The 24,980-nt window shown below is 60.3% G+C and carries 29 protein-coding genes and 3 pseudogenes; 14 read left to right on the top strand and 18 right to left on the bottom strand.

Going from position 1 to position 24,980, the window contains the following annotated elements; all coding sequences use genetic code 11:
* The first annotated feature begins 204 nt into the window (after positions 1-204).
* The 4 genes from AC0L3I_RS16325 (at position 205) to AC0L3I_RS16310 (ending at position 2,868) form a co-directional block, all read left to right on the top strand.
* Positions 205-582, top strand: coding sequence for a c-type cytochrome (locus tag AC0L3I_RS16325; protein ID WP_473527554.1), 378 nt, complete (start codon positions 205-207; stop codon positions 580-582).
* Positions 583-693: 111 nt separating this feature from the next.
* Entirely contained in the window at positions 694-1,641 is a 948-nt protein-coding gene (locus AC0L3I_RS16320; protein ID WP_473527553.1) for a heme o synthase, read from the top strand.
* 4 nt (positions 1,642-1,645) lie between these two features.
* Positions 1,646-1,996, top strand: coding sequence for a hypothetical protein (locus AC0L3I_RS16315; protein WP_473527552.1), 351 nt, complete (start codon positions 1,646-1,648; stop codon positions 1,994-1,996).
* Between the two features lie 53 nt (positions 1,997-2,049).
* On the top strand, positions 2,050-2,868 hold the full coding sequence (locus tag AC0L3I_RS16310) for a DUF2189 domain-containing protein (RefSeq protein ID WP_473489585.1): 819 nt from the start codon (positions 2,050-2,052) through the stop codon (positions 2,866-2,868).
* A 57-nt stretch (positions 2,869-2,925) separates the two neighbouring features.
* On the opposite strand, the gene AC0L3I_RS16305 is transcribed toward AC0L3I_RS16310, so the two are convergent.
* From AC0L3I_RS16305 to AC0L3I_RS16275, 7 genes are all read right to left on the bottom strand, one after another.
* The gene (locus AC0L3I_RS16305; protein ID WP_123150665.1) at positions 2,926-3,399 is read right to left on the bottom strand and encodes an aminoacyl-tRNA deacylase; all 474 of its coding nucleotides are present in this window, start codon (positions 3,397-3,399) and stop codon (positions 2,926-2,928) included.
* A gap of 187 nt (positions 3,400-3,586) precedes the next feature.
* A complete protein-coding gene (locus tag AC0L3I_RS16300; RefSeq protein ID WP_473527551.1) occupies positions 3,587-3,991 on the bottom strand; it encodes a cytochrome C oxidase subunit IV family protein in 405 nt (134 codons plus the stop codon).
* Positions 3,992-4,022: 31 nt separating this feature from the next.
* The gene (locus AC0L3I_RS16295; protein ID WP_473527550.1) at positions 4,023-4,745 is read right to left on the bottom strand and encodes a heme-copper oxidase subunit III family protein; all 723 of its coding nucleotides are present in this window, start codon (positions 4,743-4,745) and stop codon (positions 4,023-4,025) included.
* A 13-nt stretch (positions 4,746-4,758) separates the two neighbouring features.
* The gene (locus tag AC0L3I_RS16290; protein ID WP_473527549.1) at positions 4,759-5,463 is read right to left on the bottom strand and encodes a cytochrome c oxidase subunit 3; all 705 of its coding nucleotides are present in this window, start codon (positions 5,461-5,463) and stop codon (positions 4,759-4,761) included.
* Positions 5,460-7,229 (bottom strand): cytochrome c oxidase subunit I, encoded by a 1,770-nt coding sequence (ctaD, locus tag AC0L3I_RS16285; protein WP_473527548.1) that lies wholly within the window; start codon positions 7,227-7,229, stop codon positions 5,460-5,462. The genes AC0L3I_RS16290 and ctaD overlap by 4 nt, the downstream gene beginning before the upstream one ends.
* 87 nt (positions 7,230-7,316) lie before the next feature.
* On the bottom strand, positions 7,317-8,132 hold the full coding sequence (gene coxB, locus AC0L3I_RS16280) for a cytochrome c oxidase subunit II (protein ID WP_473489590.1): 816 nt from the start codon (positions 8,130-8,132) through the stop codon (positions 7,317-7,319).
* Positions 8,133-8,958: 826 nt separating this feature from the next.
* Positions 8,959-9,867, bottom strand: coding sequence for a LysR family transcriptional regulator (locus AC0L3I_RS16275; protein WP_473527547.1), 909 nt, complete (start codon positions 9,865-9,867; stop codon positions 8,959-8,961).
* 142 nt (positions 9,868-10,009) lie between these two features.
* Between AC0L3I_RS16275 and AC0L3I_RS16270 the strand changes: the two genes are divergently transcribed.
* On the top strand, positions 10,010-11,461 hold the full coding sequence (locus AC0L3I_RS16270; protein WP_473527546.1) for an MFS transporter: 1,452 nt from the start codon (positions 10,010-10,012) through the stop codon (positions 11,459-11,461).
* A gap of 51 nt (positions 11,462-11,512) precedes the next feature.
* Here the strand turns inward: AC0L3I_RS16270 and radC are convergent, their stop codons facing one another.
* Positions 11,513-12,268 (bottom strand): RadC family protein, encoded by a 756-nt coding sequence (radC, locus tag AC0L3I_RS16265; protein WP_473527545.1) that lies wholly within the window; start codon positions 12,266-12,268, stop codon positions 11,513-11,515.
* A gap of 48 nt (positions 12,269-12,316) precedes the next feature.
* Entirely contained in the window at positions 12,317-13,144 is an 828-nt protein-coding gene (gene map / locus AC0L3I_RS16260; RefSeq protein ID WP_258116633.1) for a type I methionyl aminopeptidase, read from the bottom strand.
* A 289-nt stretch (positions 13,145-13,433) separates the two neighbouring features.
* Between map and AC0L3I_RS16255 the strand changes: the two genes are divergently transcribed.
* Complete coding sequence (locus AC0L3I_RS16255) at positions 13,434-13,730, top strand: DUF982 domain-containing protein (protein WP_258116635.1); 297 nt, start codon at positions 13,434-13,436, stop codon at positions 13,728-13,730.
* 116 nt (positions 13,731-13,846) lie between these two features.
* A complete protein-coding gene (locus AC0L3I_RS16250; protein ID WP_473527544.1) occupies positions 13,847-14,506 on the top strand; it encodes a DUF2161 domain-containing phosphodiesterase in 660 nt (219 codons plus the stop codon).
* A 122-nt stretch (positions 14,507-14,628) separates the two neighbouring features.
* On the opposite strand, the gene AC0L3I_RS16245 is transcribed toward AC0L3I_RS16250, so the two are convergent.
* Positions 14,629-15,099 (bottom strand): tetratricopeptide repeat protein, encoded by a 471-nt coding sequence (locus AC0L3I_RS16245; protein ID WP_473527656.1) that lies wholly within the window; start codon positions 15,097-15,099, stop codon positions 14,629-14,631.
* Positions 15,024-15,293, bottom strand: coding sequence for a hypothetical protein (locus AC0L3I_RS16240; protein ID WP_473527543.1), 270 nt, complete (start codon positions 15,291-15,293; stop codon positions 15,024-15,026). Before AC0L3I_RS16240 ends, AC0L3I_RS16245 begins: the two co-directional genes overlap by 76 nt.
* Before the next feature lie 316 nt (positions 15,294-15,609).
* Between AC0L3I_RS16240 and AC0L3I_RS16235 the strand changes: the two are divergent.
* Together AC0L3I_RS16235 and AC0L3I_RS16230 are read left to right on the top strand one after the other, a co-directional pair.
* Positions 15,610-15,909, top strand: a pseudogene (locus AC0L3I_RS16235) (ATP-dependent DNA ligase); the annotation flags it as partial.
* Positions 15,910-15,949: 40 nt separating this feature from the next.
* A complete protein-coding gene (locus AC0L3I_RS16230) occupies positions 15,950-16,315 on the top strand; it encodes a hypothetical protein (RefSeq protein ID WP_473527666.1) in 366 nt (121 codons plus the stop codon).
* A 177-nt stretch (positions 16,316-16,492) separates the two neighbouring features.
* On the opposite strand, the gene AC0L3I_RS16225 is transcribed toward AC0L3I_RS16230, so the two are convergent.
* Positions 16,493-16,618, bottom strand: a complete 126-nt coding sequence (locus AC0L3I_RS16225) for a hypothetical protein (RefSeq protein ID WP_473527542.1) — start codon at positions 16,616-16,618, stop codon at positions 16,493-16,495.
* 286 nt (positions 16,619-16,904) lie between these two features.
* On the opposite strand from AC0L3I_RS16225, the gene AC0L3I_RS16220 reads away from it, so the two are divergent.
* Entirely contained in the window at positions 16,905-17,822 is a 918-nt protein-coding gene (locus AC0L3I_RS16220) for a class I SAM-dependent methyltransferase (protein ID WP_473527541.1), read from the top strand.
* 120 nt (positions 17,823-17,942) lie between these two features.
* Here the strand turns inward: AC0L3I_RS16220 and AC0L3I_RS16215 are convergent.
* Positions 17,943-18,116 (bottom strand): annotated as a pseudogene (locus AC0L3I_RS16215) (IS1595 family transposase); the annotation flags it as partial.
* A 110-nt stretch (positions 18,117-18,226) separates the two neighbouring features.
* On the opposite strand from AC0L3I_RS16215, the gene AC0L3I_RS16210 reads away from it, so the two are divergent.
* On the top strand, positions 18,227-19,129 hold the full coding sequence (locus AC0L3I_RS16210) for a hypothetical protein (RefSeq protein WP_473527540.1): 903 nt from the start codon (positions 18,227-18,229) through the stop codon (positions 19,127-19,129).
* A gap of 146 nt (positions 19,130-19,275) precedes the next feature.
* Here AC0L3I_RS16210 and AC0L3I_RS16205 read toward each other — a convergent pair whose 3' ends face one another.
* Entirely contained in the window at positions 19,276-19,644 is a 369-nt protein-coding gene (locus AC0L3I_RS16205) for a DUF2934 domain-containing protein (RefSeq protein ID WP_473527655.1), read from the bottom strand.
* A gap of 145 nt (positions 19,645-19,789) precedes the next feature.
* Here AC0L3I_RS16205 and AC0L3I_RS16200 point away from each other — a divergent pair, with 145 nt between their 5' ends.
* On the top strand, positions 19,790-20,107 hold the full coding sequence (locus AC0L3I_RS16200; protein ID WP_473527539.1) for a KTSC domain-containing protein: 318 nt from the start codon (positions 19,790-19,792) through the stop codon (positions 20,105-20,107).
* Positions 20,108-21,380: 1,273 nt separating this feature from the next.
* On the opposite strand, the gene AC0L3I_RS16195 is transcribed toward AC0L3I_RS16200, so the two are convergent.
* A complete protein-coding gene (locus tag AC0L3I_RS16195) occupies positions 21,381-21,572 on the bottom strand; it encodes a hypothetical protein (RefSeq protein ID WP_473527538.1) in 192 nt (63 codons plus the stop codon).
* A 515-nt stretch (positions 21,573-22,087) separates the two neighbouring features.
* Between AC0L3I_RS16195 and AC0L3I_RS16190 the strand changes: the two genes are divergently transcribed.
* Positions 22,088-22,363 carry a hypothetical protein gene (locus AC0L3I_RS16190; protein WP_473487207.1) on the top strand — a complete coding sequence of 92 codons (276 nt, stop codon included), beginning with the start codon at positions 22,088-22,090 and terminating at the stop codon, positions 22,361-22,363.
* 282 nt (positions 22,364-22,645) lie between these two features.
* Positions 22,646-23,008, top strand: a pseudogene (locus AC0L3I_RS16185) (DUF1214 domain-containing protein); the annotation flags it as partial.
* A gap of 379 nt (positions 23,009-23,387) precedes the next feature.
* Here AC0L3I_RS16185 and AC0L3I_RS16180 read toward each other — a convergent pair.
* The 3 genes from AC0L3I_RS16180 to AC0L3I_RS16170 all read right to left on the bottom strand — a co-directional run bounded on the left by AC0L3I_RS16180 (position 23,388) and on the right by AC0L3I_RS16170 (position 24,814).
* The gene (locus AC0L3I_RS16180; RefSeq protein ID WP_473527537.1) at positions 23,388-23,663 is read right to left on the bottom strand and encodes a hypothetical protein; all 276 of its coding nucleotides are present in this window, start codon (positions 23,661-23,663) and stop codon (positions 23,388-23,390) included.
* A 169-nt stretch (positions 23,664-23,832) separates the two neighbouring features.
* A complete protein-coding gene (locus AC0L3I_RS16175) occupies positions 23,833-24,048 on the bottom strand; it encodes a hypothetical protein (protein WP_473527536.1) in 216 nt (71 codons plus the stop codon).
* A gap of 295 nt (positions 24,049-24,343) precedes the next feature.
* Positions 24,344-24,814: a DUF992 domain-containing protein gene (locus AC0L3I_RS16170; RefSeq protein WP_473487211.1), complete on the bottom strand. Its 471-nt coding sequence runs from the start codon at positions 24,812-24,814 to the stop codon at positions 24,344-24,346.
* Between the last annotated feature and the right edge of the window lie 166 nt (positions 24,815-24,980).

Below are 24,980 nucleotides of genomic sequence, written 5' to 3'. Positions count from 1 at the left end.
CGATCGAGCGGCCTTATCGTTTCGGCGGCAATCCTGCTGATCGACTTGTTCTATCTGCCGGCCAGATTCTGTGGTATGTAGATGCCGCAATTCCATACGGGAGACGCGGATATTCCGCTCTGTCGTGCAAGGGGCGCATGGCGGCGAAAGTGTCGGCAGGCGCAGATCGTCCAAGACAGGTTTGGCGATCGGGGAGGGAATGCCATGCGTGCAATCTTTGTCGCTGTCGTGTCCGTTGCGACGTTCATCACAAACCAATCGCAGGCACAGGATGCCGCCGCGGGTGAGAAGGTCTTCGCCAAATGCAAGGTCTGTCACGTCGTTGACAAGGACCAGAACAAGGTCGGTCCATCGTTGAGCGGCGTTATCGGCCGGACGGCCGGCACGCATCCGGGGTTCAAATATTCCAAGCCCATGACCGAGGCGGGTAAATCCGGCGTCAAATGGGACGAAGCCACGCTGACGGCCTATCTTCGCGATCCCAAGGCCATGATCAAAGGCACGAAGATGGCGTTTCCCGGCCTCAAGAAAGACGAGGATCTCGCCAACGTCATCGCCTATCTGAAGCAATTCTCCAAATGATCCGGTTTTTCCGCCAGGAAGTAACCCGGTTCTTCCGCCAGGAAGTAACCTGGCTCTTCCGCCGGCCGATGGGCCGGCCAGATTGCCTGCCCCCATCGGTGGTCGCCTGAAATGTCGGTTCGGGAAAGCGGCCTCAAGGATACCGGTATCCAGATCTCGGAAGCGACCGTCGGTGATTTCTTCGCGCTTCTGAAACCACGCGTCATGGCGCTTGCTGTTTTTACCGCTTTCGTCGGCCTGATGGTGGCGCCTGGGGCGATGAATCCGGTGATCGCCGTGATTGCAATTGGTGCAATTGCAGTTGGAGCGGGAGCGGCCGGGGCACTCAACATGTGGTACGATGCCGATATCGACGCGTTGATGTCGCGCACGTCAAAGCGGCCAGTCCCTTCAGGCCGGGTCATGCCAGGCGAAGCTCTCGCCTTCGGCCTCGTGCTTTCCGTACTTTCGGTCATGACGCTCGGCGTGCTGGTTGGGTGGCTTGCCGCATCGCTGCTGGCTTTCACCATATTCTTCTACGTGGTCATCTACACGATGTGGCTGAAACGCTCGACGCCGCAGAATATCGTCATAGGCGGCGCCGCGGGTGCCCTGCCTCCTGTCATCGGGTGGGCGGCGGCCACCGGCGCCGTCGGGGCTGAAAGTCTCATCCTGTTTCTGATCATCTTCCTCTGGACGCCGCCGCATTTCTGGGCGCTCGCGCTGTTCAAGATCGGCGACTATGCTGCTGCCGGCATTCCCATGATGCCGAACGTGGCCGGCCAGGCTTCGACCAGAAAACAGATCTTCGTCTATTCACTGATCCTGGCACCAATCGGCGTGCTGCCTTGGGCTTTTGGATTCGCGAGCGGATTGTACGGGATTGTTTCGGCCGCATTGGGCGCGGGCTTCATCTGGCATGCCTGGAAGCTTCTGGTCGACAAAATGCGTGTTGAAGGGTGGGAGATGAAACGCGCAAAGGCGCTGTTTGCCTATTCGATTCTCTATCTTTTCGCGATCTTTGCCGTGCTGCTTGCCGATACCATTGCAATGCGTGTCGTCATGTCAGCCGGAAATTGACGGTATGATCTGCCTCGTGGCTGCATTGAATCCTGATGTTCTCGGATTGCTTGCCGGGTTAAGAATCGGCGAATTGCTGAACGAGGTGCGCCCCGAACCTGCTCAAACCTCACATTGGCACTGCGCAGAACCCCAGCAACAGCAGAATAACTACGCCAAGGCCGAGCATGAGAACGGTCTTTCCATCCATGACCTTCACCCTTCAACCCAGCTTGGAGAATATCGAAGAAATGCGGTTAGAGCTAGCCGGATCACCGGAGCCGTCCTCTCAAGACAAAGGGCGGCGACAAATCCCCTGCAAGAGCGTATGTTGATCATGGTGCAGGTCGCGGTTTTGCGTGGCCAGTCACGCTGAACGGCAGCACCGTAAAATCGCGACCTTACCGGACCTGGTCTGGAGGAATGGTCATGGCAAGTTTTCACGTGATTGCAGGCGCCAGCGAGACGCTGGAGCACACCAGAATTCGAAAGATCGGCGTTTCCGACCTTTTCGACGCGCTCAAGCGCGGCGTCGACGATTTCATGGTCAAACCGTCGCATATCGTTTTCCTCTGCCTGATCTATCCGCTTGTCGGCGTCGTGCTCGCCGTCTGGACGTCGGGCAACAATGCGCTGCCGCTGTTGTTTCCGCTGGTGTCGGGTTTTGCGCTGATCGGTCCATTCGCGGCGATCGGCCTCTATGAGATTAGCCGGCGACGGGAGGCCGGGCTCGACGCCTCCTGGAGCCACGCTTTCGGGGTCAGGAATTCTCCGGCGCTGCCGGCCATCGCGGCGGTCGGGATCATGCTGCTTGCGATCTTCATCGCCTGGCTTTTGACCGCGCAGATATTTTACCAGCAAGTGTTCGGCCCGGCCCCGCCGGAATCGCTCTCCAGCTTCATCAGTGAAATATTCGCCACCGGACGCGGCTGGACGCTGATTATCCTTGGCCACGCTATCGGCTTTGTCTTCGCCGCCGTGGTGTTGTGCACCACGGTCGTCGCGTTCCCGTTGTTGCTCGATCGTGATGTCGGTGCCTACGAAGCCATCCACACCTCAGTGCGTGTGGTCCTGGCGAACCCGATCGTGATGGCTGTCTGGGGACTGATTGTCGCCGTCGCGCTGATCATTGGTTCGCTGCCGGTGTTCGCCGGGCTAGCGGTGGTGCTGCCGATCCTCGGTCACGCCACCTGGCACGTCTATCGGAAAGTTGTGGAATCGCCGGCCTCCACCAGACCGGCTAACTGACAAAATCCTGCCTGCCGCACCGGCGAGAGCATCGGTGCGGCAAGTTGGCCAGGGTGTTCAGTAAGCCGGGTAGCTAAAGCGGGCCTGGCGTGCGTCGCTGGTCAGGTTGCGGAAATCCTTGCCGCTGACATGCACGAGCGTCCTGTGGTCGCCGCCCTCGAAATAGATGTCGGCGGCATTGCCGAGGCTCTCATCGAGAATCACCGGCACATCGTAGGCCGCGCCGATCGGCGGGATGGCGCCGGTGTCGCAATCCTCGAAGAGCGAAACCACCTCGTCTTCGGAGGCGAGTCCGATACGTTTGTCCATGACATCCTGCAACGTGCCGAGCTCGATCCTGTGCGTGCTAGGAACCACGGCCAGCGCATAGCCGAGTTCGTGGTGAACGACCACCGATTTGGCCATTATGCTGCCGGGCACATGCGCCGCTATGGCGGCCTGCCTGCTTGTCGACGTGCGGTGGTGCTCGACGGTGTCATAGGAAATTCCTTTCCCGTCGATAAAGTCCTTCAGTCTGTTTGCGATCGTCATCCTGAGCCTCCCTTGCTGGAGTTCGCGACGCATGTGGAAACGCAGGCAATCATTCTCCTTCCGTCGTTTCCCGTGCTAACAAAAATGGGCCAGCTGTCGATTGTTTCAAGGCAGACAGGAGCGGACCGCAACTAGCGCTTCCAGCTCTTGACGGGAGACGCCGTCGACCCTGTACCCGGATTGCGCGTCAGGGCTCGGCCCCAAAAAACACCATCCGGGTGAGAAGCGTGTAATCCGATTCGAAGACCATCATTGTCACGAACACCAGCACCAGTATCGGCGGCAATATGATCGCGTATGTCAGCGCCAGCCGTTCCCAGGCCATGTGCATGAAGACCGCGACGATCAGCCCGGCCTTGAGCATCATGAAGATCAGGATCAGCGACCATCTGAGATAGCCGTGGATGCCGAGATAATCGACCATATAGGAGCAGGCGCTGAGGATGAACAGCCATGCCCAGACGACCAGATAGAGCTTGATCGGGTGCTCCTGATGAACCTCCGCGGGGGCGATGCCGGTTGCTGTCGCATCATGCGCTTGAGCTCCGTGCAGCGTATGTTGCCCCAGGCCATTTGCGGTTGCTTCAGCCATATCTGCCTCTCACCAAAGCCATATCTGCCTCTCACCAAAGATAGAAGAATGCGAAAATGAACACCCAGACCAGGTCGACGAAATGCCAGTAGAGCCCCATGATCTCGACGTTCTCGTAGCGACCCCTGCGGCTGGTGAAGAAACCAGGCCGTCCCGTGTCGTAATCGCCGCGCCAGACCTTTCGCGCCACGATGATCAGGAAGATCACCCCAAACGTCACATGGGTGCCGTGAAAGCCGGTGATCATGAAGAAGGATGACCCGAACTGCGCCGCACCCCACGGATTGCCCCAGGGCCGTACCCCTTCGGTGATCAGCTTGGTCCATTCGAACGCCTGCATGCCGACGAAGGTCGCGCCGAGTGCTGCGGTCAAAAGCATGAGGATCGCCGTTTTGCGGCGGTCGCGGCGATAGCCGAAGTTGACCGCCATGGCCATCGTTCCGCTGCTCGAGATCAGCACGAAGGTCATGATGGCGATAAGGATCAGCGGAATGTCCGAGCCGCCAATGTGAAGGGCAAAGACCTCGCTCGGATTGGGCCACGGCACTCGGGTAGACATGCGCGCGGTCATGTAGGAGAGCAGGAAGCAGCCGAAGACGAAGGTGTCGCTGAGCAGGAATATCCACATCATGGCCTTGCCCCAGGACACGTTCTTGAACGCTCGCTGATCCGAGGACCAGTCGGCGGCGACGCCTTGCAGGCCCGCCGGCCGCGGCTGTGCTTGGCCAGTATGCGTCAGTGTCGTGTCTGCCATCCGCCCGGCCCTCCTAGGTCAGCAACTGTCGGCAAATCTCGATAAAAGTAGCGGCCCAGCCGGCCAGAAGTGCGAAGATGGCGAGCCAGACGAAAAGCAGGAAATGCCAGTACATGGCGCACAATTCGACGCTGAGGCGAAGCCGCTCCGGCGGTGTTCCGTTCCACGCGCCGGCAGTCGTTCTGCTCAAGGCGACCAGCCCTCCGAGTATGTGCAGGCCATGCATCCCGGTTATCAGGTAGAAAAAACTGTTGGCCGGATTGGCGGTCAGCAAGTAGCCGTCGGCGGTCAGTTCCCGCCATGCCACAAGCTGTCCGATCAGGAAGCCAAGTGCGGTGAGCCCAGCTGTGACGAGGCCAAGCCTGACCGTGTCGATTTGGCCCCGGCGCGCAGCGACCGAGGCGCATTGCAGCGCGATGCTGCTCAGGACCAGCACGCCTGTGTTGAACCAGAGCACGCGCGGTAGCGGCAACGCCTGCCAGTCCGACAGCGCCATGCGCATGAAATAGGCGCTGGTGAAAAGCGCGAACAGGCAGCCGACGACGGCGAGGAAGACGCCGAGGCCGATCTTGGCGGTCGGCAGCGCCGATCCTTCCGAGCCGATAACATCCCCGATCACACCTTGCTCGAGCCATGGCTTGGCCATCAGCCGTTGGTGGGAGAGCCACCATCCGGCAAAGCCGGCGATCACGAGGAGGAAGACCAGAATGACGCTCATGCCGGCTCTCTTGAGGATCCGAAGGAGCCCGGCATGTTTTGCGGGATAAAGTCCTCTTTGGCGCCCGGCACGCTGTAGTCATAGGCCCAGCGATAGACGATCGGCAGTTCTTTGCCGAAATTGCCATGGGCGGGCGGTGTTTCGGGCGTCTGCCATTCGAGCGTCGTGGCGCGCCACGGATTGCCGCCGGCTTCCCGGCCATGGCGGATGCTCCAGATCAGATTGAACAGGAATACTATCTGGGCGAAGCCGACGATAAAGGCCATGACGCTGATGAACGAGTTCAGGTGGTGGGCCGATTCCGTCATCACCGTCATGTCGGTCAGTTCGTTGTAGCGGCGCGGCACGCCCATCAGGCCGATGTAGTGCATGGGAAAGAAAATCAGGTAGGCACCGAGGAAGGTGACCCAGAAATGGAACTGGCCCATTGCCTCGTTCATCATCCGGCCAGTGACCTTCGGGTACCAGTGATAAATCGCCCCGAAGATCACGAGAATCGGGGCGACGCCCATGACCATGTGGAAATGGGCGACGACGAACATCGTGTCCGACAGCGGAACGTCGACGACGACGTTGCCGAGAAACAATCCGGTCAGCCCGCCATTGACGAAGGTGACGATGAAGGCCAGGGCAAAAAGCATCGGTATTGTGAGGTGGATGTCGCCGCGCCACAGCGTCAGTACCCAATTGTAGACCTTGATCGCGGTCGGTACAGCAATGATCAATGTCGTGGTGGCGAAGAAGAAGCCGAAATAGGGATGCATGCCGCTGACATACATGTGGTGGGCCCAAACCACGAAGCTCAGCGCGCCGATGCCGACGATGGCCCAGACCATCATCCGGTAGCCGAAGATGTTCTTGCGCGCATGGGTGCTGATCAGGTCGGATACGATGCCGAAGGCCGGCAGCGCCACGATATAGACCTCGGGGTGGCCGAAGAACCAGAACAGATGCTGGAACAGGATCGGGCTGCCGCCGCCATGCTGCAACTGTTCGCCCATCTCGACGATCGCCGGCATGAAGAAGCTGGTGCCGAGCGCACGGTCGAACAGCATCATCACGCAGGCGACAAACAGCGCCGGAAAGGCGAGCAGCGCCATGACCGTCGCGGTGAAGATACCCCAGACAGTCAGCGGCAGGCGCATCAGCGTCATGCCGCGTGTGCGGGCCTGCAGCACCGTCACCACATAGTTCAAGCCGCCCATGGTGAAGCCGATGATGAACAGGATCAGCGAGATGAGCATCAGCATGATGCCCCAGTCCTGGCCGCCTGGTGTGCCGGTCATGATCGCCTGCGGCGGGTAGAGCGTCCAGCCGGCACCCGTCGGCCCGCCGGGCGCAAAGAAGCTCGACACCAAAACCAGTACGGCGAGCAGGTAAATCCAGTAGCTCAGCATGTTGACATAGGGAAAGACCATGTCGCGCGCGCCGACCATCAGTGGGATCAAGTAGTTGCCGAAGCCACCCAGGAAGAGTGCCGTGAGCAGGTAGATCACCATGATCATGCCGTGCATGGTGATGAACTGGTAGTAGGCTTCCGGGGTGATGAAGTCGAACGTGCCGGGGAAGCCGAGCTGCAGCCGCATCATCCAGGACAGCACCAGCGCCACCATGCCGATTGCCGTGGCCGTCGCCGAATACTGGATGGCGATGACCTTGGCGTCCTGCGAGAAAACGTATTTCGTCCACCAGCTGTGCGGATGGTAGAGTTCCATCTCCGGGACTTCGGCCGGCGGCACCGCATCTGCAGGCGTGATATCGACCATAGGAACACCTCCGTGCCCTTCTCGGCCAGGCTCGACAGTTTCGAGCCCTGCCGCAATTTCAACCCACGTCGCCGTCTTTCACGGCGTCTACTCTGCCGAGCCCACCTGCTGGGGGGCCGACAATTGCGCAAAAGTCTGCTGTTCGCCGAGCCAGGCCGTATAATCTTCCTGCGTGTCGACCATGACCACACCATGCATCAAAGGATGCCCCTGGCCGCAAAGTTCGGCGCACAGGACCTGGAAGGTTCCGGTCTTGGTCGGGGTGAACCAGAAATAGGTGACCGAGCCCGGGATCATGTCCATCTTGGCGCGGAATTCAGGGACATAGAAATCATGCAGCACGTCGATCGAGCGAAGCAGCATCTTGACCGGCTTGCCGACCGGCAGATGCAGATCGGCGGCTTCGACGACGACATCGTCCTGGCCACTGGGATCGTCGGCAATGACGCCCAGGGGATTTTCAGGGCTGACGTTACGGGTGTCGGATGTGCCGAGCTTGCCGTCCTTGCCGGGCAAGCGGAAACTCCATTGCCATTGCTGGCCGACGACTTCGACCACAGTTGCGTCGCTTGGGACGCTGACGAACTGGTTCCAGACGAACAGGCCGGGAACCAGCATGGCCGTGACCCCGGTTGCGGTGACGATCGTCAGCCACCATTCGAGCCGCTTGTCCTCGGGTTTGTATGCCGCCTGATTGCCTTCCCGATGACGGAAGCGGAAGACGCAATAGGCCATGAATAGGACGACGGCGGCGAAGACGACGCCGGTGATCCAGAAGGTGATGATGATGGTGTTGTCGATATAGTCCCAGTTCGAGGCAATCGGCGTCCACCACCATGGGCTCAGGAAGTGGAACAACACTGAGCCCACAACTACCAAAACGAGTACAAGCGCGATGGCCATATCCCGTTTCCTCCCGGCATTCCAAGGGCGCGAAGCCGTCCCAGGAAATGCCAAGTGCATCATAGCTCGATTTCCGGTCGAAATTCTAGTGCGGTCGTCCGGTCAGCCGAAAACGCAATGGCGATGATGTGGAAAAACCTAAGAAGAAGAAGGCTGCGGCGAAGAAAAAGCCCGCCAAAAGCGCCGAACAACACGGGTTTCCGCCGAATTGTGAAAGGCCGCCCCATGGGCGGCCTTTTCGTTTGTGACCTTAGAGCGATGTGCGGCCACTTAGACGGACAAAGTACACTCTGCACTCTCACTATCTGCACATCGTGCTGTCCGCGAATCGATCCCGATTCGAGCCGATGCGGCAGGCGATAGATTCGTGCCCAAGCAGCGGTTGGCGGCTGGCGATACGAGGTTTTGATCATTATCTGCGCCGAGTTGCAAAGTGCAGGTCGTTGGAGGGATCGTTGAAGCTATTCGTCGGCATTGGAGGCGCGGTCGCCACGGCGTTCCTCCTCGCGCTGGAGCGCATGGCTGCAGTTGCACGATGCCGTCTCCGCCAGCCGGACGATCACCGTGTCGGTGACCGTCGACAAGGCCCAGCAAGGTCAAGCTGGTCGGTCGGCAAGCGCGGGAGGAGGCTGGTTCGGGATGGTGTCGACGGGATCAGGCGATTGGTTTCCGCAGACCGGCTCCAGCTGTCCTGGCGGTTCGGGCTGCTGTCGGGGCGAGGCGAGGCCGATTTCGACTTGCCGGGCTCAGCGAGGCGGTCGGCCAGATCGCCGGCACCTGCAACACCGAGTTGCCGTGATCGGATCAGCAACGCTCGCCTCAACCACTAAGAAATCCAGTGAGTTATTCCGGCGCAAACGTCTCGAACGCAACCGCGCAGCCAGCGATGCGCCGGATCGGCATCGAGCCGCGGGTGCCACAAAAGTGAAACCGTGATTTCCGGCAAGGGAACCGGCAAAGGGAACCAGAACATCCCGTCGCGCAGGTTCCCCGTATAGCGTTCGGGAACGCTGGCGATCAGGTCCGAGGCACGCGCCAGGGCCAGAGCTTCCGAAAAGCCGCCGACGACCGTCACGATCTCTCGTTTCAACCCCAACGGCTCAAAGGCATCGTCGATCGGCCCCCTGTCGAGCCCGCGACGGGAGATGAGGATGTGCCGGCAGGCTGCGTAACGGGCAGGGGTGATCGTCAGCTCGCATAATGGATGCCCCATCCGCACGACGCCGACGAAACGATCACTAAACAGCGCTTGCGCGCGCACCTCCGGTCCCGTGGCCTTTCCGACGACGCCGGTTTCAAGATCTACGCTGCCGTCGCGCAGAGGCGTGCTGTCCTTGTCTGGCTTCAACACAAAACGCAGCCGCACGCCCGGTGCTTGTTGGCCGACGCGCGCAATGAGATCCGGTCCGAAATTCTCGACAAAGCCATCCCTGTTTCGAAGCGTGAAGGTTCGCGCGAGGCGTTTCAGGTCGAGCGTCTCAACAGGACGCAGAACGGCTCCGGCGTCCTCCACAAGCTGACCGACGCGCTCGCGGAGCTCGATGGCTCGAGGTGTGGGCACGAGGCCGCGTCCAGCCCTGACCAGCAGCGGATCGCCGGTCGTCTCACGCAATCGCGCCAGCGCCCGGCTCATTGCCGACGGGCTCAGCCGCAGCCTCTTGGCGGCGCGCGCAACGCTGCCTTCAGTCAGCAGCACATCAAGGGTGACAAGCAGATTGAGATCGGGATGCGACATGTGCTGAGCGTAGCACGGTTAGCACGATCTGACATAGCGTCAAACGCAATGATTAAGTGCAAATGATGCATCTTCCGCCATATTAGGCAAAGGACTACGTCTCTGACAGCTCCGTTTTAGGAGCCGCCAGAAAACGGAGTTCATGTTGAAGCCAATCGATGCAGCACTGGCAGTCGCTGGAAATCCAGAACGGGCACCTTCGGTTCGGTGGGCACTCGCCAGCCTTTCGTTGTCGATGTTGCTGTCCTCACTCGGGATCAGCATCGCCAATGTCGCCTTGCCGACGTTGGCGCATGCGTTCAGCGCCTCGTTCCAGGACGTCCAGTGGATCGTGCTGGCTTATCTCCTCGCCATCACCACCCTGATCGTCAGCGTCGGACGGCTTGGTGACATCACCGGCCGCCGGCGCCTGCTGCTGGCCGGGCTCTTCCTGTTCACGACGGCCTCAGTCCTGTGTGGCGTCGCGCCGACGCTCTGGCTGCTGATTGCAGCCCGGACCGCCCAAGGTTTGGGAGCGGCCATCATGATGGCCCTGACCATGGCTTTCGTCGGTGACACGGTTCCGAAGGCAAGGACCGGCAGCGCCATGGGGCTGCTCGGAACGATGTCGGCGATCGGCACCGCTCTCGGTCCATCGCTCGGCGGCCTTCTGATTGCCGGAGCCGGTTGGCGGGCGATCTTCCTTCTCAACGTGCCACTGGGTTTGCTGGCATTTGGTCTCGCCTATCGCTATCTGCCGGCTGATCGCCGGGGGCCGAAGACGGATCGGGCCGGCTTCGACATTGTCGGCACGCTGCTGCTTGCCTTGACGCTTGGCGCCTATGCGCTCGCGATGACGATCGGGCGTGGCAGTTTTGGTCCGCTCAACATGGCTCTGTTGGTGGCAGCCGTTTTCGGAGCCGGCCTTTTTGTGCTTGTGGAGGCGAGAGTGGCGTCGCCTTTGATCCGATTGGCGGCGTTCCGCAATGCGATGCTGAGTGTGAGCCTCGCCATGAGCGCGCTCGTTGCAACGGTGATGATGGCGACGCTGGTGGTCGGGCCGTTCTATCTGTCTCGTGCGCTCGGGCTCGACGCGGCTCTTGTTGGCATCGTCATGTCGGTCGGTCCGCTCGTCGCCGCGCTGACCGGTGCGCCAGCTGGTCGCATAGCCGACCGTTTTGGCGCTGGGCGCATGACCATCATTGGGCTCATCGCGATAGCCGCCGGTTGCTTCATTCTATCCGTGATGCCGGCAATATCAGGCATCCCCGGCTACATCGCCCCGATCGCAGTCATCACATCGGGCTATGCGCTGTTCCAAACCGCCAACAACACCGCTGTCATGTCGGATATCCGCGCGGACCAGCGGGGCGTCATTTCCGGCTTGCTCAATTTGTCGCGCAATCTGGGACTCATCACTGGCGCATCCGTCATGGGTGCTGTGTTCGCGTTCGCCTCAGAGGCGATCGACATCACTACGGCGCGCCCCGAGGCCGTTGCCGCCGGTATGCGGATCACGTTCGCGGTCGCGGCTATACTGATCGTCGTCGCGCTCGCCATCGCGGCTGGCAGCCGTGCTCCCGCGACACGTCCTTCGCTGCCTGGCGTGTCATGACACAAGACGGGACGCTTTCGGCCAGAAGCCGACGCAAGTTCTAACAGGGCGTCAGATCAGCAGCAGGCCCTTCATGCTGGCATGACCCTTCTTGCCGATGATGATGTGATCGTGGACAGCGATGCCGAGCGGTTTGGCTGTCTCGATGACCAGCTTGGTCATCTCGATGTCGGCGCGCGACGGCGTCGGATCGCCTGACGGATGATTATGCGCCAGAATGATCGCTGTGGCGGAGAGTTCGAGCGCGCGCTTGACCACTTCTCGCGGATAGACCGGCGTGTGGTCGACGGTGCCGACCTGCTGCACCTCGTCGGCGATCAGTGCGTTCTTCTTGTCGAGAAACAGGATACGAAACTGCTCGCGCTCCTCGAAGGCCATGACCGACCGGCAGTATCCGAGAACCTGCGTCCAGGACGACAAGACCTCGCGGCCTTTGATCTCGCTACGTGCCGCGCGATGGGCGGCCGCGGCAACGATCTTCAGATCGAGCGCCACCGCCGGGCCGATACCCCTGACCTCCTCAAGCCGCGCGACCGGCGCGCCAAGCACCTCGGCCAGCGTGCCGAAGCGCGCCAGCAATGCCTTGGCGACGGGCTTGGTGTCGGCGCGGGGGATCAGGCGAAAGAGCAAGAGCTCCAGCAATTCGTAATCGGGGAGGGCGTCGGAACCCGCGGCCGCGAACCGTTGGCGTAAACGGTCGCGATGGCCGAGATAATGCGGCTTTTCGACCGACGTGGCTTTCGCGAGCGATTTTGTCGGTCTCTCGGGAAAGAAACCCCGCTCGTCGTCGTCGCTGGTTGTCCCCATGGCCGCCCGCATTTTCTTGACCGGAAAGATCCGGCCCTTGCACAAACACTAGGCCGGCAGGCCGGGACGGTCGAGGCTTTTTGGCGACAGCGTGAAAATCTCGCATCCGGTCTCGGTGACGCCGATCGTGTGCTCGTACTGCGCCGACAGCGAGCGGTCGCGTGTCACCGCCGTCCAGCCGTCCGACAGCACTTTTACGTGCGGCCGGCCGAGATTGATCATCGGCTCGACGGTGAAGATCATGCCCGGCCGCATCTCGACGCCCTCGCTGGCGCTACCATAGTGCAGGATGTTCGGCGCATCGTGAAAGAGCTGGCCGACGCCGTGGCCGCAGAAATCGCGCACCACCGAGCAGCGCTCGCTTTCGGCATAGGTCTGGATGGCGGCGCCGATGGCGCCGGTGCGGGCGCCGGGCTTGATCGCCGCGATGCCGCGCATCAGGCATTCATGCGTGACCTCGAGCAGGCGCTCTGCGGCGCGCTTGATCGTGCCAACCGGATACATGCGCGAGGAATCGCCATGCCAGCCATCGAGGATGTAGGTGACGTCGATGTTGACGATGTCGCCGTCCTTCAACGGCTTGTTGTCGGGAATGCCATGGCAGACAACGTGGTTGATCGAAGTACAGGACGACTTCGTGTAGCCGCGATAGTTGAGCGTCGCCGGCAATGCACCGTGATCCATGCCGAACTCGAAGACGAAGCGGTCGATGGTTTCGGTGGTGACGCCCGGCGCGACGATCGACACCAGTTCGTCGAGGCAGCGCGCGGTGAGGTCGCAGGCCTTGCGCATGCCGGCAAAGCCTTCTTCGCCATAGAGGCGGATCTGGCCGGTGTTTCTGAGTGGTGCCGTGGCGGCGTCGAGATAGGTGACCATTGTGTCCGTCTTGCTGGAAGAAAGGGCTTCGGATGAGCCCGCGTGAAAAGTCTCCCAGATTTGGCACCGGACGGCGCCAGGTTCAAGGACGAACTGCCAGCGATGGGCTCAAGCCGGCAATATTCATGTCTTGCGGCTTCATCTTGTGCCTATCCGGCCCGTGCCGGGGTGTTCGTCCGCACTGACGACATATTTCTGAACAAGAAGAGAGGCCTGAGCGAAAAGCCGGTCAAAGCAACTTTTTGCGGCGAGCGGCGCTGCTGCGGGAACGCGTTCTGGAGAGACAGGAATGGACAGATTGCAATTCGAGGTGCCGGTGCGCATCACGACCGCGCCTGGCCTGCCGGTCGAGGAAATCTACAGCGTCGAACAGGCGCTGGATTTCCTGCAAGGCTGGCCGGTTCGCCGGCAAGGCCCGGTCTATCAGGCCGCATTCAATGCCTGCTTCGGCGCCACGGTCGACCTGGTCGAGACCGAGGAGGCTTGCCGGGCGTTCATGGCGTTCTGCCGGGTGAGCCGCCTCCTGGCCAGGGATATGATGGTTCCGGGCAAGCGTTCTGGCGCGGCGAGGGGGCTGAGGGCTTAGCGGCCGAGCTGGCATCCCGCACTTCCATGCGTTCGACGAGCGGCAAATCTGCCCCAGAGCGGCATGCCCTTCGGTGATGCTGTGCCAGCCAGACACGAATCGGCTATGCCTCGCGCATGCAGGAAACGTCTCTTTACATGCCGGTGAAGCGGTTTCTTGAGGGCCTGGAATTCACCGTTAAAGGCGAAGTTGGCGGCTGCGACGTCGTGGGGTTGCGCGACGGCGAGCCGCCCGTGGTCGTCATCTGCGAATTGAAATTGCAGTTCAACCTCGAGCTCATACTTCAAGCTGTCGATCGTGCTGCGTCATGCGATGAGGTCTGGCTTGCGGCGAGGATGTCAAGTCGAGGCAAAGGCCGCGAGCACGATCGCCGGTTCCGTGCACTCTGCCGGCGGCTCGGCTTCGGCCTACTCGGGGTTGGCTCCGCCGGCAACGTCGAATTGCTGCTCAGTCCGGCCGCCTTGCCGCCCCGGCGAGACCCGAGGCGAAGATCGCGCCTGGTGGACGAGCATCGGCGCCGGCGCGGCGATCCTGTGGTCGGCGGTGGCTCGCGTACGCCGATAATGACCGCTTACCGCCAGGATGCGCTGGCCTGCGCCGCTGCGATGATCGACGGCCCGAAGCGCCCGCGCGACTTGAAAACCATTTCACCACGCGCTGCCAAGATCCTGCTTCACAACGTCTATGGCTGGTTCGCCAGGGCCGAGCGCGGCGTCTATGCGCTTACAGAGGCTGGCCAAGCAGCCTTGCAGCGCTGGCCCCAACCGGCTCCATGACGAGGCGGCACGAGTCGTTTGAGCGGCTTGCAGCGGCAGGGGACCTCTCCCGACTTGATTGCCGTTGCGTTTGGCCGCTCTGGACGGGCCAATCGCGTGCTGATCCTAAGGCAAGCCCCTCGTCAAGTAACAGAAGAGATGGAGCGGCTTGTGGTTGCCGGCCGCGCAACCTTGAGCAGATTTGTCAGCCCCAGCGGCACCGACGGCTGGATGACGGGCGTCTCGCGCTCAGGTTTCTTTAGAATGTAGAGCGGCTTGGCTGTCCTCAACTGCTGCAATTGTCGCCGGGCCTTGGCGCGCAGGGCAGTTTCCGCGGGCGCGGGCGATCCATTCTCAAGCACCAGCGTGAAAGCCTGGGCCGCCTCATCCATCCGCTGAAGGGCGAGAAGGCTGCGGCCCCGTGCATAACGCGCTAGGGTGAGGCCCGGGTCGAGGTCCGTGGCTCGTCCAAACGATTCGATGGCTGCGGAGTGGTCGTTTAGCGACTGCTGCGCAATGCCCAGGCAAAGCCAGGCGTTTACAGATTGCGGCGACATAGCTGCAAGCGCGCCGAAGCATTCCGCAGCCTGACGGTTATCGCCCTTCGTACCCAGAACGTGACCGAGTCCATACAGCGCCTGATCATGCGGGGCTCGGTGTTCAGGATTTGGCGATAGACGTTCTCAGCCTGGATGAACCAACCTTTCTGTGGAAGCGGGCCGCCTCCAGCGGGGCAGGTCTGTTCAATAGCCATGCGAACCAGCTTGAGGGCGGCCCAGGCGTTGCGGATGTTCTCTTGGGCTTCCATGCTTCCTCGCTGAGATGGACTGTCTCAGCGTCAACCGTGAAGGCGAGGCCTGTTCCATCAAAGTCTAACGACTGGGAAAACGCACTGGAAAGCACGTGCGGTAACAGTTGTTTCAACCATTACTGGTATTTTGGAGGAGTGTGGTAGCGGCTCCGACAGTGGCGCGGGAAGGCGAATTGCCGGAGCCGCCAGCGCAGCCCGTTTGGGGTTTAGACCGCGCCGTCCTGTTCTGGGACAGCGCGGTCAACGATTCATTAAAATTTTCCGGAACTAATTAAGAGCATGCTAATTGAATCGCGGTTTTGCGAGTCAATGCATGCGTTTGAAGTTTGTCCCGCCGATGATGCCCACCTTGGTTGAGAAGCCTCCCCAAGGCGATGACTGGATGCATGAAGCCAAATTCGACGGCTACCGCTCCCAGATCATCATCGACGCCGGCGGCGCTCGGATTTTCACCCGCCGCGGACTCGACTGGACCTCCAAATACCGCGACCTAGCTGCGGCGGCGCGAACGCTGGACGTCGAGAATGCCATCATCGACGGCGAAGTCGTCGTCTTGAATGAGGCTGGCCTTTCGGATTTTGCCGTGCTGCGCAAGGCCATCACCAGGCGCCAGCACGACCTCTATTTCGTCGCCTTCGATCTCAAGCACCTAAATGGCCACGACTTACCGCGATATCAGAATCCCGCTGTTTCACATCACCGGCACGAGAGATGGCAATGCGGTGCCCGGCAACAAGGAATTCGATCCGATACAACGGACCCTTCCTTACGAAGCGCTGACCATCCCTCATCAATATCTGCTCGTTCTCGACTGTGCTGACCACAATGCGTTTTCCGGCCTGAAGCACGGACCACACTCCCACGGCCCCGAGGAGGAGACCCGTTACACTCGCGTTGTACAAGACGGAGCAGTGCTGTTCTTCGATGCCTACCTGAATGAGAAAATGGCGTCTCTGGCGGCCCTTCGCCATAAGTTTAAATCCAGCCTTGAGCCGACCGATAGGTTTGAATGGAAATAGCCGGAAAGTCCGCCAGCGTTCGCCGACAGTTATTCGACCTAGATTCGACGTGTCAGGATGGGGAAGCAGCTAGTTTGATTTTTGTCTGGTACGTCCAAGGGGAATCGAACCCCTGTTACGGCCGTGAAAGGGCGTCTGGTGCCGCCAGCGCAGTTCGGTGGGGCAACGGGTCAGCTTTTACACCGTTTCAATTATCGCTTTGGCCAGCGCTTCGCCCTCGTGGACCGGCTCGGGACCATAGAGCAGCAGGACAGCTTCCTCGCTCGGCAGCACGCCAGCCGGGCAGGTCTGTTCAATAGCCATGCGAACCAGCTTAAGGCCGGCCCAGGCGTTTTGGATCGTCTCTGGCGCTTCCACTGCATCCTCGCTGAGATGGTCGGCCCGACAGCCGCTGCGGAGTAGGCAACCGACCGCCGGGCCTCACCGGCGGGGTGTGGGCGTGTCCGCCGGCTGGGAAGAATAATAAGCCGTTTCATGCAGAATTGCTAATTTAGTAAATGATCATGATCCGTTCCCCTAGCCACCAGATGGGACGGGCCTAGACTCGAATTTGTGCGTAAACCATCGATCAGAATTGGAGGCTGCGCAAATGAACCTCATTGAACAACTAGCTCGTAAACTAAGTCAGGATCGTCGCGCAATGGCGCTGATGGAAAAGCTAGCTGGGCAGTTAAGTAAAACCAAGCGTTTCAAGCGCGCGACCGAGCAACTCAGCCAAGAACGTCCCGGCAGCTCGGCCCGATTCATCCCCTTAGCCAGACACAATAACGTCTTGTTTGTTTGTCCCTCCCAGTCAAAGAATGCCGCGCCGGTTCCACCTCAACATCTGTGGGAAGGATACGCCCAGACTGAATTAGACTATTTGAAATGCGGACAAGATGACGTGGCACAAATGCTTTGCATCCTCAATGAAGTCGGGCAACCGCCTATTCCGTTGACACGCGTGCTCGATCTCGGATGCGCCAGTGGCCGCATGCTGCGATTTCTTCCGCGAGACGAGACATCAGAGCATTGGGGCCTCGACATTAATGCCGAGCATATCGCCTGGTGCCAGGAACACCTTAATCCGCCGATGCTCTTCGCAACCAACACCACAGCACCGCATCTTCCATTTGAAGACAGCACCTTCGACTTGGTTTACTGCGGATCGGTTTTCACGCATATATCCGAATTGGCTGAGGCGTGGCTCCTCGAAGTTCGGCGCGTTCTCCGTCAGGACGGTTACGCATATATCACCATTCATACTCGGCAGACGATTGATCTTCTGCGAACGAAGTATCGCGATGATCCACTTTTCTCTGACCTACTTGCAGAACTGAACTCCAACTTCGCCGAAAATAATCCTGATGGAGTCGAGTGGTCGGTGTTTACCTTCGGCGCTGACCCGAACTCTCAGGTGTTTTATGACGTCGCTTCCTTGGAGCGGCGGTGGGGCCGGATCATACCAGTTGTCGCTGTGAAGGAGCAGGCGCACGATCATCAGGCCGCAGTGGTTATGCGAAAATGAGATATACAGCCGCCGTGATGTCGAAGGAGCTTTATGACCCCACGGTCACGCTGACTGGATCAACGGTCAACTCCAAAAAGCTTGGAGTGTCATGACGCGCTGTCAATAAGCCCTTGTTGACCGGAACGTCACGCGGCGGCCAATGTAGGTTTCGTCCGCCTCGACGGTCTTGCCGTCGCCGCCCATCCGCATGAAGTCATCCGAGCGCATTGCCTCGCGAATGCGATGGGCCAGGAACCACGCGGTCTTGTAGGTGCATTCCAGAACGCGGTGCAGCTGATGGGCGCTGATGCCGTCCGTCGTGATTGGCGGCGTCCCTTGCGAAGGGCACTCACGTTCTGGTTCGCGTGTGAACCATTAGGGCCGGCGGCACGTTTCTCTGCGAATCCAACACAATTGACGGCATGACCGTGGAGGAACCAAAGCATCAGCATGCGCTGGAGAAACAAGGCACGCCTGGTGCCTTGGCGAACTTTCCTTATGACCGAATGACAGTCGAACGATTTCGGGCGGCATTTCCGCGAGCGAGGTGGAGCGACGAGCGCAGGAGCTGGTTTGTACCAGGCAAGACGGCGGCCCGCCGGGTTGGCCGCTGGCTGGCGCGTGAGGCCGAGTTGCTGGCGATCCACGCCGACAGCAAGGGGCGCGACGCGTTCGCTTTCGATCCGATCTCCAGTCCCTATCTCGAGGTTGCCGACGACCTGCGCATTCGGACACCCTATTCGAAGACCGTCCTTCGGGAACTACACGAAATTCCCTGGGCAAGTTGGGACGATGAACTCCGGGCGTGGCGCGTGCCGTTTCGATCCTATGAGGAACTGCGGCGCCGATGGCCGACAATCGAAGAGGCTGCCAGACGTAGCGAACCCGAGGAAAGGAAGCGACGACGCGAGGCGGAGAGGGACTCGGAAGCTCAAAGAACCACGCGGTTGCGATATGCGGAACGCCGCCGCCATCGCTATCCGTTGCCTGCTGAAGACTTGCCTCCGATGGGCCGCGCTGTCGCAACAGAGCAGTACGGCATTGTCGTCTTTACCGATGTGTCAGGGGAAATTGCCGAGCCGTCGGCAGTAGCTGCTTTCTACCCACATGCGACGCGGACCGACATCGACTACGTGTGGGGAACGTGGCGCTCGGCAACGCTGACGGAACTCATCAGGACATGGCCCGCTCGTCGTGAAGCCGGGCCAATGGAACATTCCCGGGGCTGGTGGCAGCCGACGCTCACCGAACTCAGAGTCGCTCGTCGAAACGCTCGCATCATCGAGCGTCGAAGGCGAAACCGCGATCTCGGTCCAACGTCATGAAACTCAGACCGCGACCCGAGCGGCCCGCTCTCTCCGCCAGAGGCGCGGGCTTTCATTTGTTCGGCGGTCCGCTGGCGGGGGACGGAGATTGAAAATCTGCGGCGATCTGTCGAGTTACACGATGGGCTGCCTGAGAAAGCCGGCGGTTACCGTTCGGACGCCCTAAGGCTCCGCGCCGCCTCATCGAGCGCCAGCGGATCGTCACCGAGGCGGTCGATAAGCTCTTGAGCTTGATCGCCGGTGATGCCTGTTCTCATCGCCAGTGCTTCCGCCGCCTCAACATCCGATTGACCAGCAGCACGCTTGCCTTGTTTCTCTCGGCTTTGGGTCTGCGCGGGAACTGGTACATCGGCACCAGATATTGCTGGTGGCCGAGCACCGAGCGAGCGGTCTTCGGTCTCGATCTCCAGCGTTGCCTGATTCCAATGGCGCTCATGCAAGCCGTGCGTCTGGCCTTCTCGTTCCCATATCTCATAAGCGCGTCGCCTAATGCGTTCGTGTTTCTCGTCTGACATGTTCATTCCTCCCGTTGCCTTTTCTCCAACGCGTGGGGCCACGGAACGATCCGATCCTACGCGCCGATTTCGGACAAAAGAGGGACGAAAGACTGGCTTCCGGAGCACCGTGCCTGCCGCGTGTTGCGACGCCGCGATGCGTTAGGTGGCCTGGAGAAAATCCTCGTGCGCTGCTGGGGAGCGATACCACGAGGGAACGCGACCGCCGCTCCGCTCGTTGATTACTTTTGATCTAGCTGCCGTCATGCCATCCACCTCAATACGCAAAACGGAATACGATCCGGAAAGCCGAATCCTTTCGGTGTGGTTCGTCGCCAGCGGAAAACGATATGAGTTTGAGGGCGTGCCGCCGGAGACTTTTGCCGCATTCAAAGCGGCCTTCGCCAAGGGCCGCTACTTCAACGACCACATCCGCAATCACTTCCGGTACCGTCGGGTTGCGGCCGGCAACGAGACGGGATGATCTGGATCTGCTGACATCGGAAGGCCATCCATCGAGACCATCGGGCTGGCTTCGCCTCACGTCAAAGGCGGCTGATGCGTAATTTGGAAAAGCGATCCGTCCCAATAAGTTCATACGAGAGGGGTTAACTATGCGATCCGCAACGGTTCTCTCCTCGTTGCTCGCGCCGGCTCTATGGGCGGCTCATCTTTTGCTTGTCGTCTGGGGACTTAATGCCGCAGCCCGGTCCGATCCGGTGTTTTGTTCCAGCGATTCATCGAACCAGAAGGTGTTTTGTTCCAGCGATTCATCGAACCAGAAAACGGGGACCGCCACGGCATGTCCGTTCGTGCTCGCGGGATCATCAAGCAACGGATCGGGGTGATTGTGCTTTGGCGTTGCGAACTCACAGCAGCGGGCGGCCTGTGCTCTTGGTCAGCGTTGGCCCAGGCTCGGCCAGGTGCGCCGCTGGCATAGGTCAGGGTGACGAACTCACGCCATCCCTCCTGCAGGCTAGGCTGATCGATCTGACGCTACCAATCCGAAATAGCAGAAGGAATATGAGGGGGCGGCATGATAGACGACGAAGCAACGCCCACCGCCAGCGCGCGGAGGGCTCAGCCCGCGAAAGGACGACGATGCAAACGGCTGAAGTCGACTGTCAGCGTCAGAGCTCAAAGCGCCGAGCCTAGAGACCGGGCAGCCTACGCGGCGCGTCGTTGAGCGAGGTGGAAACCCGAACGGGCTCGACGAGGCTCGACGGCGGTCACGATGCTGTGGTGGTGATCACAGTAGACGCGATCCGGCGAAGTTGGCCCAGCGCAAAAACGGTAACCGCCAGGTACTGACGGGTCTTCGCTCACCGGAAAGCGGCACTGATAGAGGCCTAGCTGAATGAGGGGGACATCCCTCGACGTTAGTCTGGTGTTTTCAGGCATGATGTCTTTCTAGTTTCCTAAGGTTGGCCGTAGGCCATCGCCATGATCCAATAGTCTGATTTCCCCTGTGGAGGGCAGCGCGACTGCGTCGAGTTTATCTCGCTTGGCTGGCTATGGACCACCATATGGTGTCGGGAACTGCTTCAAGCAATTACTTGCGGCTAGAAGCCACACCGCTGCTGATGGGGTGCGCGAAGCAGGCATCCTTGTCCGTGCCGGTCGCCCCCCGGGTTGCGGCAGGCGGGGTGAGGGTGGCTTGTGGGGGCCCCATGACGCCGCACGAGGGCGTGAGCCGACCCGATATTGGCGAGCTATTCCTGCGTCAGGCCGATCTTCTTGCCTATGGTGCGCACTGTTCAGGCGTCCTGGCTCAGGCCACCTTGACCATCGAGCGCCCGGTCGTCTCGTCGAACAGGCTCTGCTTGAGGACGGACAAAGCCCGCCTGAAAGACCTCGTAGGCGCAGGCGGTGCCGAAGCGGGTGACGTAGCCGCTGACGTAGCCGCTGACGTCGATGACGAGGATGTCGGCGGTGTTGGTGTCAGTCATGGTTCACTCCTTCGGGGGCAGCAGTTTCTGAACGCGGGCAAAGCCATCAAGCTGGCGTTCGATGCAGTCGGCTTCCTTGCTGTAGTCGGGCACGCCGCCGTCGATGCCGCCGGCTTGCCTGCCGCCATTGCGGGCGAGAGTCCAGAAGCTGCCTAGCCGGCCGGCAACAAATCAACGCGGTGGGCACCGGGTCAGCTTTTCCACCGTCTCAATGATGGCTTTGGCCAGCGCTTCCCTCTCATGGACCGGCTCAGGACCATAGAGCAGCAGGACAGCTTCTTCGCTCGGCAGCACACCAGCGGGGCACGTCATTTCGATAGCCATGCGAACTAGCTGTAGCCCTGCCCGTTCACCGCGTTCGTTTGCGGCACTCTCTCTGATGCGGCTGCGGAGCTTCTCGGCAAATCCTGCTCCGGCCCGCTCATCTTGGTGCTCCTGGTCGCGCGATCGTATCAAGCGCAACGTGGGTAGCAACAAAACCGTCCGGCCAGCGTTTTGCGGTCAGGAGGTGTGGAATGGCCGACGACCGACAGAAAGTGTTTGAGCGGATCAGAGCGAAAGCGAGGGGCGGACCGACGCTCACCGACACGGTGAAGGCCATTCGGAACCGTCCGCGGACGAATAGTGAAGCGACTGGCTTCAAGGGGGAGCGCCACGATGGCCCGGTGCAGGACGAAGCGAAGCATTTCCAGATTTGCCCTGTCTGCGGGCAAGAAATGGACATGCGCGATCTTGGCGAGGCTCTTCACCACGCTACGCCAAGCCACAAGCCTTTGAAGTATCCCGACTAGCGGGCTGGAGGCACGTCAGAACTGCTCGTCCTGGCGCATGGCCCGGGAGCGCGGTACATGCGGCAGATGTGCAGACGGGCTGCCCAGCGGCCGGCCTGGTGTGGCCCCAAGTCTGAGAGTTTGGTCATATTGTGCCGGCAAGGCGGAGTGTATCGGAGCCATGCCGAGGCGGGCATTATGGCCGCCTTGCGCCTGGCCCTGTCGTAGTTGCTCTTAGCTCACGTTCAGAAATCAGTGGCCACCCATGATAACTTTTGCCATCAAGTCACGAAGCCTGTTAGCGTCATAGCCTTTACCGATAGCACCGGCGCGTCGCTCTCGGGCGGTTCGAGTTACAAGATCAACCTGCCGCCGAACGTTCCAGCCGCCAACTTCTGGTCGGTGACGCTCTACGAAGCCGAGAACGCCTCGGGCCTGGCCAACGGGCAACCATTCCCGTCGCTCGGCTCGCGCGACAAGCCGGTGCAGAACGCCGACGGCAGCACGGACCTTTACCTCGGCCCCAAAGCCCCAGAGGGCAAGGCCGGCAACTGGCTCGCGACTGTGCCGAACAAGGGGTATTTCGCCATCCTCAGGCTCTACGGCCCGACCGAAGCTGCCATCGACAAAAGTTGGAAGCCCGGCGATATCGAGAAGGTGAATTGACGACAGCTGCCGATGCCGGGCGGTGAACCATTGGTCGAGATGCGACCTTCGCTGCATTACTGCAAAGGTCCGGGACTGGCGCTATTTGCTCGTTCCAATCGATGAGACGAATGACAACATTCTATCCTTTGGAGTCGTTCGTTCGCGAGTGTCGCATGACACGATCTGACCCTCGGTTGGCGTCGGGCCTTACGGCAGCCCATCGGCGCTTAGCGGAAGTTTCGTGGGCCGATCTGAAAGCGTCCTTTAGTTAGCCACAATGTGACATGGATGAACGCGCCCGCCGGTAATCTCATGAGCGCTGACGGAAAAGGTCCGGTCACGGAAAAATGGCAGGCAACGCTGCCCGCCATCTCCGACTTCACCAAACCGGCAGCGTTTACTGGTGGCCAACCATCGTGCAGAAGTCGCCATGCGACTGGTCATCAGTGGCTATGTCGCCGCATTCCTGCTTTATCGCGGCGCGATCCTCGTCTTTCAACCCCGTCCACGCGGCCTTGAAGTCGTCTTCCGACTTTAAGGTCTTCATATCGGCAGCGGTGTAGAAGGGCGCCATTTTCGTCGGCTCGTCGAGGGCGCCGCCGTGTTCGGCAAGTGCGGCGCCGGTCATCATCGAAAACGCCATCGCGCCCGTGCAAAGCATCTTGAGGTTCATGGTCATTTCCTCTCTTGGTTGCATTTATTTCGTGCTCGTGCGGGATCGGCACGGGTCGGGCCTACCCCTAGGTCAACCATAGGAGAGCACTTGGCTCCGCGATATTGTCCTTTAGGGAACTTGCGGTGGAGTCTCGTCGCCCAATTACCGGCAGCCGGAAGCGCCACCGTCACGCCCTCGCACTGATATTGTCAATGCCTATGTCATCGCCCCAGATGACGAGGATGTTGGGTTTTTTCCCGGTCTGAGCCAGCGCCTTTGGCACGGCCGGCAGCATTGATGCTACCAGCAACGAACAGCCGCTGAGCAATAGGTCGCGCCGTTTCATCCGTCCGCCCGTTTGCTGCACTCCGTGCCGGCGATCACTACCATGATTACCACTCATGACGAGCTTCCCATCTCTTGTTCACGCCTGCCATGCCAAGCGGTACTGTCAAAGCTGGCATCAAAAAAGTGTTGGCGGTATTGCCCTTTGGGGCAAAATATTCTGAACAGAACCGCTCTGCGACTTCTTCAACCAGCCAGCCTGGTACTTTTTCATCCAGGGGTAAGTTAGCAATAGGGTCCGCTCGCAGTGCGTGCGCGAGGCCCTTCGCGAAAATCTCATGCCTCAATGGGCGCGCGCTCAGCCTAGGACCCGCGTCCTCTGCGGCCCCCAGCGTTGTGCGACCAGTCGTTCCTCAATCAGTCGCCGTCAAGGTGACGGTGGTGACACCACCCGCTATGTTGATGCCTTGCTGACCCTCGACGGAGATCGGCTGCAAGGAGAGCGAGCGGTCGCTGCCGCCGACGAGAATATTGGCGCCAGCGCCGGCGCCGAACGATGCGTTGGCGCCCACACCGGCATAGGTGCCCGCCAGCGCGCCCGCCGGGAGGCCGCTTGTCGCCGCCGCCACGCCCCAGATCAAATGCCCATTCTTAACCTCGCCGAGTTCCACGCCGAACTGATCAATTGAACCGGCATAGTTTTCGACCTTGCCGCTCTGGTCTTGGAAAACGCAGGCAAGTGTCTGCTTTTCGACCACGAACATGCCGATCCCGCGTGACACGTCGCACGACAATGTGCCGACCTGTGTCGAGTTCTGGGCAGTCGCAGCGAGGGGGATCGATACTACGAAGAGCGCAAAGCATGCGCTGCGAAGATAGGCCATTGTCATGTCTCCCTTTGAATTGATGTCGCTTCTAGCGATGGCCGCTCCCTGGGGAGCGAGCCACCAAACGTTGGAAGTGCCATTTCCTCCTAGTGTCCTGATTCCGAAGTTCTGACGATTTTAGCCTGTTGGTCGCCGGTTTTGAGGGTTGCGAGGCAGAAGCGTT

It is taken from the genome of Mesorhizobium sp. WSM4840 (assembly GCF_055811755.1).
The sequence above is the reverse complement of the archived record's forward strand: the minus strand, read 5'-3'. Positions and strand labels throughout refer to the sequence as shown.

What these genes read in the sequence shown, in the direction of transcription:
- AC0L3I_RS16255 (WP_258116635.1), top strand. Translation starts at nt 13,434, where the DNA reads ATGGACAGATTGCAATTCGAGGTGCCGGTGCGCATCACGACCGCGCCT.
- AC0L3I_RS16205 (WP_473527655.1), bottom strand. Translation starts at nt 19,644, where the DNA reads ATGTCAGACGAGAAACACGAACGCATTAGGCGACGCGCTTATGAGATA.
- map (WP_258116633.1), bottom strand. Translation starts at nt 13,144, where the DNA reads ATGGTCACCTATCTCGACGCCGCCACGGCACCACTCAGAAACACCGGC.
- AC0L3I_RS16190 (WP_473487207.1), top strand. Translation starts at nt 22,088, where the DNA reads ATGGCCGACGACCGACAGAAAGTGTTTGAGCGGATCAGAGCGAAAGCG.
- AC0L3I_RS16230 (WP_473527666.1), top strand. Translation starts at nt 15,950, where the DNA reads ATGGCCACGACTTACCGCGATATCAGAATCCCGCTGTTTCACATCACC.
- AC0L3I_RS16320 (WP_473527553.1), top strand. Translation starts at nt 694, where the DNA reads ATGTCGGTTCGGGAAAGCGGCCTCAAGGATACCGGTATCCAGATCTCG.
- AC0L3I_RS16210 (WP_473527540.1), top strand. Translation starts at nt 18,227, where the DNA reads ATGACCGTGGAGGAACCAAAGCATCAGCATGCGCTGGAGAAACAAGGC.
- AC0L3I_RS16325 (WP_473527554.1), top strand. Translation starts at nt 205, where the DNA reads ATGCGTGCAATCTTTGTCGCTGTCGTGTCCGTTGCGACGTTCATCACA.
- AC0L3I_RS16220 (WP_473527541.1), top strand. Translation starts at nt 16,905, where the DNA reads ATGAACCTCATTGAACAACTAGCTCGTAAACTAAGTCAGGATCGTCGC.
- AC0L3I_RS16180 (WP_473527537.1), bottom strand. Translation starts at nt 23,663, where the DNA reads ATGAACCTCAAGATGCTTTGCACGGGCGCGATGGCGTTTTCGATGATG.
- AC0L3I_RS16240 (WP_473527543.1), bottom strand. Translation starts at nt 15,293, where the DNA reads ATGGAAGCCCAAGAGAACATCCGCAACGCCTGGGCCGCCCTCAAGCTG.
- coxB (WP_473489590.1), bottom strand. Translation starts at nt 8,132, where the DNA reads ATGGCCATCGCGCTTGTACTCGTTTTGGTAGTTGTGGGCTCAGTGTTG.
- AC0L3I_RS16310 (WP_473489585.1), top strand. Translation starts at nt 2,050, where the DNA reads ATGGCAAGTTTTCACGTGATTGCAGGCGCCAGCGAGACGCTGGAGCAC.
- AC0L3I_RS16275 (WP_473527547.1), bottom strand. Translation starts at nt 9,867, where the DNA reads ATGTCGCATCCCGATCTCAATCTGCTTGTCACCCTTGATGTGCTGCTG.
- AC0L3I_RS16290 (WP_473527549.1), bottom strand. Translation starts at nt 5,463, where the DNA reads ATGAGCGTCATTCTGGTCTTCCTCCTCGTGATCGCCGGCTTTGCCGGA.
- AC0L3I_RS16175 (WP_473527536.1), bottom strand. Translation starts at nt 24,048, where the DNA reads ATGAGTGGTAATCATGGTAGTGATCGCCGGCACGGAGTGCAGCAAACG.
- AC0L3I_RS16170 (WP_473487211.1), bottom strand. Translation starts at nt 24,814, where the DNA reads ATGGCCTATCTTCGCAGCGCATGCTTTGCGCTCTTCGTAGTATCGATC.
- AC0L3I_RS16225 (WP_473527542.1), bottom strand. Translation starts at nt 16,618, where the DNA reads ATGGCTATTGAACAGACCTGCCCGGCTGGCGTGCTGCCGAGCGAGGAA.
- radC (WP_473527545.1), bottom strand. Translation starts at nt 12,268, where the DNA reads ATGGGGACAACCAGCGACGACGACGAGCGGGGTTTCTTTCCCGAGAGA.
- AC0L3I_RS16250 (WP_473527544.1), top strand. Translation starts at nt 13,847, where the DNA reads ATGCAGGAAACGTCTCTTTACATGCCGGTGAAGCGGTTTCTTGAGGGC.
- AC0L3I_RS16195 (WP_473527538.1), bottom strand. Translation starts at nt 21,572, where the DNA reads ATGACTGACACCAACACCGCCGACATCCTCGTCATCGACGTCAGCGGC.
- ctaD (WP_473527548.1), bottom strand. Translation starts at nt 7,229, where the DNA reads ATGGTCGATATCACGCCTGCAGATGCGGTGCCGCCGGCCGAAGTCCCG.
- AC0L3I_RS16295 (WP_473527550.1), bottom strand. Translation starts at nt 4,745, where the DNA reads ATGGCAGACACGACACTGACGCATACTGGCCAAGCACAGCCGCGGCCG.
- AC0L3I_RS16300 (WP_473527551.1), bottom strand. Translation starts at nt 3,991, where the DNA reads ATGGCTGAAGCAACCGCAAATGGCCTGGGGCAACATACGCTGCACGGA.
- AC0L3I_RS16270 (WP_473527546.1), top strand. Translation starts at nt 10,010, where the DNA reads ATGTTGAAGCCAATCGATGCAGCACTGGCAGTCGCTGGAAATCCAGAA.
- AC0L3I_RS16305 (WP_123150665.1), bottom strand. Translation starts at nt 3,399, where the DNA reads ATGACGATCGCAAACAGACTGAAGGACTTTATCGACGGGAAAGGAATT.
- AC0L3I_RS16315 (WP_473527552.1), top strand. Translation starts at nt 1,646, where the DNA reads ATGATCTGCCTCGTGGCTGCATTGAATCCTGATGTTCTCGGATTGCTT.